The organism is Azospirillum sp., assembly GCF_050789165.1.
Window position 1 is genome coordinate 1 of record NZ_JBOZRT010000044.1, and the last position, 7,900, is coordinate 7,900.

Genomic DNA, 7,900 nt, shown 5'->3' on the forward strand with positions numbered 1-7,900 from the left:
CCATGCGCAAGATCATCGTCATCCTCAATGCCATGGTCCGCGACGGCAAGCCCTGGGAGCACGCCGCCGGGTAACCTCAACAACATGGTTGCTCCCCCGCTTCGCGGGAGAGGGGGCAGAGTGGCGGAGTTCCCTCTCCCGCGTAGCGGGGGAGGGCTAGGGAGGGGGCAATACTCTACGCCGCCGACGCGCCGTGGTAATGGCCCCACATCGCCTGGAACGTCGGCTGCCGCGCCAGCAGCTCGTCCAGCGTGCCGGCATCGACGCGCCGGCCGTCCGCCATCAGCACCACCCGGTCGAAGTGCGTGAGCAGGTGCAGGCGGTGCACCGCCGAGACGACGCAGGCGTCCGGGAACTCGCCCAGCAGGCCGCGGTAGACCGTCAGCTCGGTGGACGGGTCCATGCTGCTGGTCGGCTCGTCCAGCATGATCAGGCTGGAGGCGCGTGACGCCAGGATGCCGCGCGCCAGCGCCAGACGCTGCTTCTGCCCGCCCGACAGGTTCAGCCCGCGCTCGCTGATCACCGTGTCGAGGCCGGCCGGCAGCCGCTCGACCACCGGCAGCAGCTGCGCCAGCCGGCAGGCGCGCAGCACCTCCGCTTCCGCGTAGTCGATGCCCATGGTGATGTTCTGGCGGATGCTGCTCTCGAAGATCTCCGGGTCCTGCGGCACCAGCGTGGCGATGCCGCCGAGGTCGCGCAGGTCGGCGCGCTCCGCGCCGTCCACGCGGACCGCGATGCGCTCCGCCTCGTAGAGGCCGGACAGCACGCGCAGCAGCGTGCTCTTGCCCGACCCGCTCTCGCCGACCAGCGCCACCCGTTCGCCGCGCACGAGGTCCAGCTCCACGCCGGACAGCGCGGCGCGGGCGCCGTAGCGGAACTCCAGGCCGTGCACCGCGATGGCGCGCCAGTCCTCCGGCAGCGGGGCGGCCCCGGCACCGGGGCGCGGCCGGGCATCGAGGATGGCGTCGGCGCCGGCCACGTCGGCGGTGTGGCGCACCAGCTCCTGCCAGTGCGTCGCCATGGAGCTGACGACGGTGCCGATCTGCTGGGCGTACTGGTGCACCATCACCGCGGTGCCCAGCGGCACCACGCCGCCCTCGCGCCACGCCAGCCACGCGTACAGCACCACCAGCCCGGTGCGCAGCGCGTTGTTGGCGAGGTCGATGGCGCACCACTTCGCCTCGTTGACCACCACGTGGCGGCGCAGCGGCACGAACACCGCGGCCAGCCGCTCGCCGACCACGCGCCGCGTCGCCGCCTGCAGGCGCAGCGTCAGCACCGTGGCGATGTTGCCCAGGCAGTCCACCAGCTCGGCCACGTAGCGGCGCTCGGCGCGGTTCTCCTGCTCCAGCAGGCGGACCATGGTGCCGTCGAAGCGCACCAGCACCGCCACCACCGCGGCGTACCCCGCCAGCGCCACCGCGCCCGTCGCCGTGGAGACGACGAACAGCGCGGCGATCGGCCCGATCACCGAGACGACGTTCTGCAGGTAGACGAACTGGTGCTGGGCGAAGCCGAACAGCGCCGTGGTCGCCTTGCCCATGCGCTGGATCGTCTCGCCGGAGTGGTGGCGCTCGTGCCAGCCGAGCGGCAGCGCGGTCAGGCGGGCGTACAGCGCGTCGGCGAAGCGGGCGCGGGCGCGCACGGCGACGAAGCGCTCGATCACCCGCCCCGGCCCGTGCAGCGCCCAGGCCAGCACCGCCGCGCCCAGCGTCGCCGCCATGTAGCCGCCGGCGGTGCGCAGGTCCTGCGCGGCGGCGTCCTGAAGCGCGTTCACCGCCTCCCCGAAGAACCAGGGAATGGCGAGGCGCACGACCTGCGCCACGAACAGCAGCGCCAGGAACGTCGCCAGCAGGCCGCGCGCCCCGGCCGTGTGGTGCCAGAACGTCGCGTAGAGCCGGGCGATGCCGCCGGGCTTGGGGGTGCTCATGTCGGGTCCGAGGGGGTGCGTGGGATACGCCGGGAAGGCTAGGGCGCGGCGGTTAAGCGGCCTTTACCGAGAAGGCGCCGGACCGGAGTCAATTTTCGGGCGGGCAAGGAGTTTCGAGTCGCGGCGGCACCTTTCGCGACCTTGGCTGTTTATGGCGTGAAGGATGGCGGCGCTGCACCTTTGGCGCGCGGCCTCCGTCTTGAAAACAGGGATCGGAGAGAGAGGATGCGTAAGCTTCTGATCGGGACCGTCGCCGCTCTGGCGCTGGTGACCGGAACGGCCATGGCTCAGGAATCCGGCAGCGCCTCCGGAGGCGCGTCCGGCGCCGGCACCGGCACCGGCGGCCACGGCACCGAGATGAACACCACGGCGCCCCGCGCCGGCAAGTCGGCGATGACGCCGGGCACGGCGGGCGCCACCACCACCGACCGCAACTGGTCGGCCGGCAATCCGGGCGGCACCACCGCCGGCTCGGGCGCCTCGGGCGCCTACACCGAGCGCGGCACCGCGAAGAACCGCGGCGAGCTGTCGACCAGCGGGTCGCCGGACGGCCGCAGCGACGCGACCTCCCCGGGCCAGGGCCGCGAGTACGACACGCTGAAGAAGGGCACCGCCGGCTCCAGCGGCGACCGCGCGGTCAGCGGCTCGACGACCACCAAGTCGGCGCAGACCAAGCCCAGCCGTTCGCCGCAGGCCGCCCAGCGCGCCACCGGCACGCACTGCCCGCCGGGCACGCCGGACTGCCGTCCGGGCGCCGGCCCGAAGTAAGGGCTGCAGTGCACGCACGGGCGCGTCCGGAGCCATCCCTCCGGACGCGCCCGTCGCGTTTGTGGGTCGGGCTTTCCGATCCGCTCAAGAGAGCCTTACGCCGCCAGCAGCTCGAACACCGAGCGGCCCTTGGCGGCCTCGACCAGGGTGCGGAACAGGTTCTGCTGGCGCGGGTCGGCGACCAGGTACTCCGGGTGCCACTGCACGCCGACCAGGAAGCGCGCGCCCTCCGCCTCGATGCCCTGGACGACGCCGGAGCGCTCGCGCGCGACCACCCGGATGCCCTCGCCCAGCCGGTTCACCGCCTGATGGTGCAGCGCGTTCACCCGGCATTCCGAGATGCCGAGGATGCGGTACAGCCCGCTGTCCGGCACGATGGAGACGCGCTTGCGCGGCAGCACGGTGCGCAGCCGCGGCGCCTCCTCGTAGACCTCGTGGATGTCCACGTGCAGCGAGCCGCCGCGGTGCACGTTGATCATCTGCGAGCCGCGGCAGATCCCCAGCACCGGCATCCCGCGCGCCTCGGCGACGTCGAGCGCCTGCAGCTCCAGCCGGTCGCGCTCCGGGTCGATGCGGATCTTGGGCTGCATGGCCTCGCCGTACAGCGTGGTGTCGATGTCGTCGCCGCCGCCGACCACCAGCCCGTCGAGCTGGTCGATGGGGAACGGCTCCAGGCTGGTGATGCGCACCGAGCGGCCGCCGGCCCGCCACACCGCCATGCGGTTCGCCCAGGAGCTGATGCGCGCCCCGCGCGCCGAGGCGGTGATGCCGATGAGCGGCCGGGCCATGCCGCGATCCCTCAGCCGGCCAGCCGCTGGCCGGCCTCGGACGCCCAGTCGTCCAGCTTCCGGCGCGCGGCGTAGTCGCGGAACGCCGCGCCCAGCGCGTCCAGCCGCCCGCGGTCGGCGGCCAGCTCCTCCACCGCCACCCAGCGGTTCCAGTCCTGCGCCAGCGACCAGCCGGGCTCGCCGATGCGCGCGTTGGGCAGGCGGTAGTGGAAGGTCGGCCGCGGCCGGACGTGCGGGTCCCTGATCGTGGCGAACAGCGTTTCGGGGTCGAGGTGGGCGAACAGCGGGAACAGGTCCAGCTCGCGGTTGCGGGTCGGGTTGGCCGCGAGGTAGTCGGCGACCAGCGTGTCCATGTCCGGCCGGTAGGCGGGATCGACCACCTTGGCGGCGTACTCCACCGGGAAGGCGGCGATGAATCCGGTGATGCGCCGCGTCGGGTCGATGCGGATCTGCGCGCGCAGCCACGGCGCCAGCACCAGGAACGCCTTCAGGTGATCGACCACGTAGTCGGCGTCGGTCGCCGCGACCTCCGGGTTGAAGTGCAGGCCGAAGGCGAACAGCGGGCTCGCCCCGGTGCCGGCCGCGCCGCGCTCGCGCAGGCCGTCGACCAGCGCCTCCAGCTCCGGCAGCCGTTCGAACGGCACCGGCGGGGCGGCGATCTCGAAGGGCATGACCAGGCTGCCGATGCTGCCCCACAATGGCCGCAGCTTCTCCAGGAAGGCGTCCAGCGCGCCGGGCTCGCCGTCGGTCTTCGGCGGGTGGGCGGAGCGCATGTCCAGCTCCACCGCGAAGTCGCCCAGCCGCGAGCCGCGCACGCGGCAGCGGTGCGGGTTCTCCATGGCGATCTCGCCGCCGTAGAGGTCGCGGACGAGGCGGGCGGCGCTCGGCGCGTCGAGGTCGGCGAATTCCAGCTCGACTCCGACGCGGCGCGGCGAGCCGTCGGGCGCCGTCAGGCGCGGGGGCATCAGCAGGGAGGTGGTCATGGCCTCGGAACAACAACGGCCTCGCGGCCACGGTTCCGCATCCGCCATTGCACGTTGTTTTCGCCGCTCTATCTTATTGGGTAATCCAAAGGCGCCAATATCTGCAATTCAACCCGTTTTCGAGAAGAAAACCTAAAGTGATCGTTGATGGATACCTCTTCCGGAAATCCAGGATGGATTGGGTGAATACATAAGGCTCCAAATCTTGATGACGCAAATTAACGGTGATTTAACCATGTTCGTCTAGAACGGGCAGCGTCCGGCGAAGTGTGAAAGGCCCTCTTCGCCCCTGGGGAACGCCGTCCGATGTCGCTTCTCGCCCGTCTCTTCGTCCTGGTGCTCATCGCGGTGCTGCCGGCGATCGCCATCCAGGCCCACAGCGTCGCCCGCCTGCGGACGGAGCGGGCAAAGGAGGTGAGCGCCGAGGCCGTGCGCCTGATGCAGCTCGTCGAGGGCGAGCAGGAACGCCTGTTCGAGGGCGTGCGCCAGCTCGCCATCGCGGTGGCGGAGGCCAGCTTCGTGCGCACCGACGAATACCGGCGGTGCGAGCAGTACCTGATCCGCCTGTCCCGCCGCGCCCTCGACCGCCAGACGGTGACCGTCACCGACACCGCGGGCAAGGTGCTGTGCAGCGGCGCGCCGGAGATGACCGGGCGCTCGCTGGCCGGCCTGCCGGTGCTGAAGCGCGCCATGGACGAGGGCCGCTTCACCCCCGGCGAGTGGATGGAGTGGCCGCTGGACGGCGGGCCGGTGCTGTCCTTCGGCATGCCTTACCTCGACGGCAGCGGGGAGATCGGCGGGGCCGTGCTGGTGACGCTGGACCTGCGCTGGCTGGCCGACAGCCTGGCCGGTCGGCGGCTGTCCGGCGACGTGCGGCTGACGCTGGCCGACCGCAACGGCACGGTGCTGGTGCAGGTGCCGGACGCCGGGCGGCTCGGCGGAAGCCCGTTGCCCGAGGCGTTGCGTCCGCTGCTGCGCGCCGACGTCTCCGGCGGGGATCCCGGCGTGGCGGAGGTGGCGGACACCGACGGCACCTTGTGGGTGGTCGCGCACTCCCCGGTGCGCGACGGCGTGCACGACCTGTTCGTCGCCGTCGCCATCGACCGCGACGCCGCCATGGCGCGCATCGACCGCACCACGGTCGAAGGGGTGGTGATGACGGTGGTCGGGCTGGTCATCGCCATGCTGGCGGCGTGGGGCGGCGGCACGCTGTTCGTCCGCCGGCCGGTGGCGGCGCTGATGCGCGCCGTGCAGGGCTGGCGCGACGGCCATTCCGCCGGCCGCGCCGACCTGCGCGACGGCGGGTCGGAACTCGGCCAGCTTGGCCGCGCCTTCGACGACATGGCCGAGGCCCTGGAGGCGCGCGAGGCCGAGCTGCGCGGCAACGAGCGGCACCTGCGCGCCGTGCTCGACGGATTGCCGGTGTTCGTCGCGGTGCTGAAGCCGGACGGCACCGTCCTGCACGTCAACCGCGCCGCGCTGTTCGCCGGCGGCCTGACCGCGGACGACGTCGTCGGCCGCCCGCTCGACCGCATCCGCTGCTGGGCCGAGGACCGCCCGGTGCAGGTGCGCCTGCGCGCCGCCATCGACGATGCCGCGGCCGGCCTGCCGTCGCGCTTCGACAGCGCGGTGCGGCTGCCCGGCGGCCGGACGGTCACGGCGGACATCACGCTGACGCCGATGCGGTCCGCCGACGGCCGGGTCGAGCACCTGATCGCCTCGGGCATCGACATCACCGAGCGCAAGCGCACGGAGGCGGCGCTGCGCACGACCGAGGAGCGCTTCCGCGCCGCGCTGACCAACTCCGGCGTCGTGGTGTTCAGCATGGACCGCGACCTGCGCTACACCTGGATCGCCAACCCGGTGCTGCTGGAGCCGGAGCGCATCGTCGGCCGAACCGACGCCGCCATCTTCGACCGTCCGGAGGACATCGCGGCGCTCACCGCCATCAAGCGCCGGGTGGTCGAGACCGGCGAACCGGCCCGCGAGGAGGTGCGCATCTGCCTGCACGGCCGCGACATGGTGTTCGACATGGTCGTCGACCCCACCCGCGACGCGTCGGGCGCCATCGTCGGGGTCACCTGCTCGGCCTTCGACGTCACCGAGCGGCACCGCGACGCCGAGGAACTGCGCCAGGCGCGCGTGGCGGCGGAGCAGGCCAACGAGGCCAAGTCGAAGTTCCTCGCCGCGGCCAGCCACGACCTGCGCCAGCCGGTGCAGTCGCTGTTCCTGTTCGCCGCGGCGCTGGGCGAGCGGCTGAAGGACCACCCGGCGCTGCCGCTGCTCGACAGCATGCGGCAGTCGCTGGACACGCTGAAGACGCTGCTGGACAGCCTGCTCGACATGGCGCGGCTGGAGTCCGGCCGGATCAGCGCGGTGCCGGTGCGGCTGCGCCTGGACGACATGATCGGCAAGCTGGTCGCCGAGTACGGGCCGCGCGCGCGCCAGAAGGGGCTGGAGCTGCGCGTGGTGCGCAGCGGCGCCTGGGTGACCAGCGACCCGGCGCTGCTGGAGCGCATCCTGCGCAACCTCATCGAGAACGCGCTGAAGTACACGCGGTCGGGCCGCGTCCTGCTCGGCGCCCGGCGCTCCGGCGGCGCCGTGCGGCTGGAGGTGTGGGACACCGGCATCGGCATCCCTGCCGACAAGATCGACGCGATCTTCGAGGAGTTCACCCAGGTGAACGACACCCGGACCGAACGCGGCCTCGGCCTCGGCCTCGCCATCGTGCGGCGGCTGGCGCGGCTGCTGGAGCACCGGGTGACCGTGCGCTCGGTGGCCGGGCGCGGCTCGGTCTTCGCGGTAGAGCTGCCGCGCGCCGGCGCGCCGGCGCCGACGGTGGACGTCGGCCGCCCGGCCAACGACGCGCCGGCGGCGGACCCGGCGAAGGACGTCGTGCTGGTGATCGACGACGAGGCGATCATCCTGCTCGGCCTCAAGGCGATGCTGGAGGGCTGGGGCTACGACGTGCTGGCGGCGCGCTCCGGCGACCAGGCGCTGGCGCTGCTGGAGAAGGACGGGCGGCGCCCGCGCCTGCTGCTGTCCGACTACCAGCTCCAGCACGGCCGGACCGGGCCGGAGGCGCTGATCGCCATCCAGGAGCGCGTCGGCCACGACGTCCCCGGCGTCATCCTGACCGGCGACGCCTCGCCCGAACGCCTCGCCGAGGCGGAGCGCAGCGGCTACCGCCTGCTGCACAAGCCGGTGCTGCCCAGCGAGCTGCGCAAGGTGGTCGGCGGGGCGTAGGGGTGCGGCTGCCCCCTCCCTAGCCCTCCCCCTCTTCGAGGTGGAGGGAACTCCGTCGCATTGTCGGCAGCCCTCTCCACCGCAACGCGGGGAGCAACCATGTTGTTGAGGTTACCCGGCGGCGTGCTCCCAGGGCTTGCCGTCGCGGACCATGGCATTGAGGATGACGATGATCTTGCGCATGG

At 72.6% G+C, this 7,900-nt stretch carries 5 protein-coding genes; 2 read left to right on the forward strand and 3 right to left on the reverse strand.

What is annotated here, in order from left to right:
• Positions 1-175: 175 nt before the first annotated feature.
• The gene (locus ACRWK7_RS09845; protein ID WP_431856032.1) at positions 176-1,930 is read right to left on the reverse strand and encodes an ABC transporter ATP-binding protein; all 1,755 of its coding nucleotides are present in this window, start codon (positions 1,928-1,930) and stop codon (positions 176-178) included.
• Between the two features lie 225 nt (positions 1,931-2,155).
• Here ACRWK7_RS09845 and ACRWK7_RS09850 point away from each other — a divergent pair, with 225 nt between their 5' ends.
• On the forward strand, positions 2,156-2,698 hold the full coding sequence (locus ACRWK7_RS09850; RefSeq protein WP_431856033.1) for a hypothetical protein: 543 nt from the start codon (positions 2,156-2,158) through the stop codon (positions 2,696-2,698).
• 95 nt (positions 2,699-2,793) lie between these two features.
• Here ACRWK7_RS09850 and ACRWK7_RS09855 read toward each other — a convergent pair whose 3' ends face one another.
• Complete coding sequence (locus ACRWK7_RS09855) at positions 2,794-3,486, reverse strand: gamma-glutamyl-gamma-aminobutyrate hydrolase family protein (RefSeq protein ID WP_431856034.1); 693 nt, start codon at positions 3,484-3,486, stop codon at positions 2,794-2,796.
• A gap of 11 nt (positions 3,487-3,497) precedes the next feature.
• Complete coding sequence (locus ACRWK7_RS09860; protein ID WP_431856035.1) at positions 3,498-4,469, reverse strand: amidoligase family protein; 972 nt, start codon at positions 4,467-4,469, stop codon at positions 3,498-3,500.
• 306 nt (positions 4,470-4,775) lie between these two features.
• Here ACRWK7_RS09860 and ACRWK7_RS09865 point away from each other — a divergent pair, with 306 nt between their 5' ends.
• Complete coding sequence (locus ACRWK7_RS09865; RefSeq protein WP_431856036.1) at positions 4,776-7,715, forward strand: PAS domain-containing protein; 2,940 nt, start codon at positions 4,776-4,778, stop codon at positions 7,713-7,715.
• Positions 7,716-7,900 lie beyond the last annotated feature (185 nt).

Coding starts and splice junctions, on each gene's coding strand:
- ACRWK7_RS09855 (WP_431856034.1), bottom strand. CDS start 3,486: ATGGCCCGGCCGCTCATCGGCATCACCGCCTCGGCGCGCGGGGCGCGC.
- ACRWK7_RS09850 (WP_431856033.1), top strand. CDS start 2,156: ATGCGTAAGCTTCTGATCGGGACCGTCGCCGCTCTGGCGCTGGTGACC.
- ACRWK7_RS09865 (WP_431856036.1), top strand. CDS start 4,776: ATGTCGCTTCTCGCCCGTCTCTTCGTCCTGGTGCTCATCGCGGTGCTG.
- ACRWK7_RS09845 (WP_431856032.1), bottom strand. CDS start 1,930: ATGAGCACCCCCAAGCCCGGCGGCATCGCCCGGCTCTACGCGACGTTC.
- ACRWK7_RS09860 (WP_431856035.1), bottom strand. CDS start 4,469: ATGACCACCTCCCTGCTGATGCCCCCGCGCCTGACGGCGCCCGACGGC.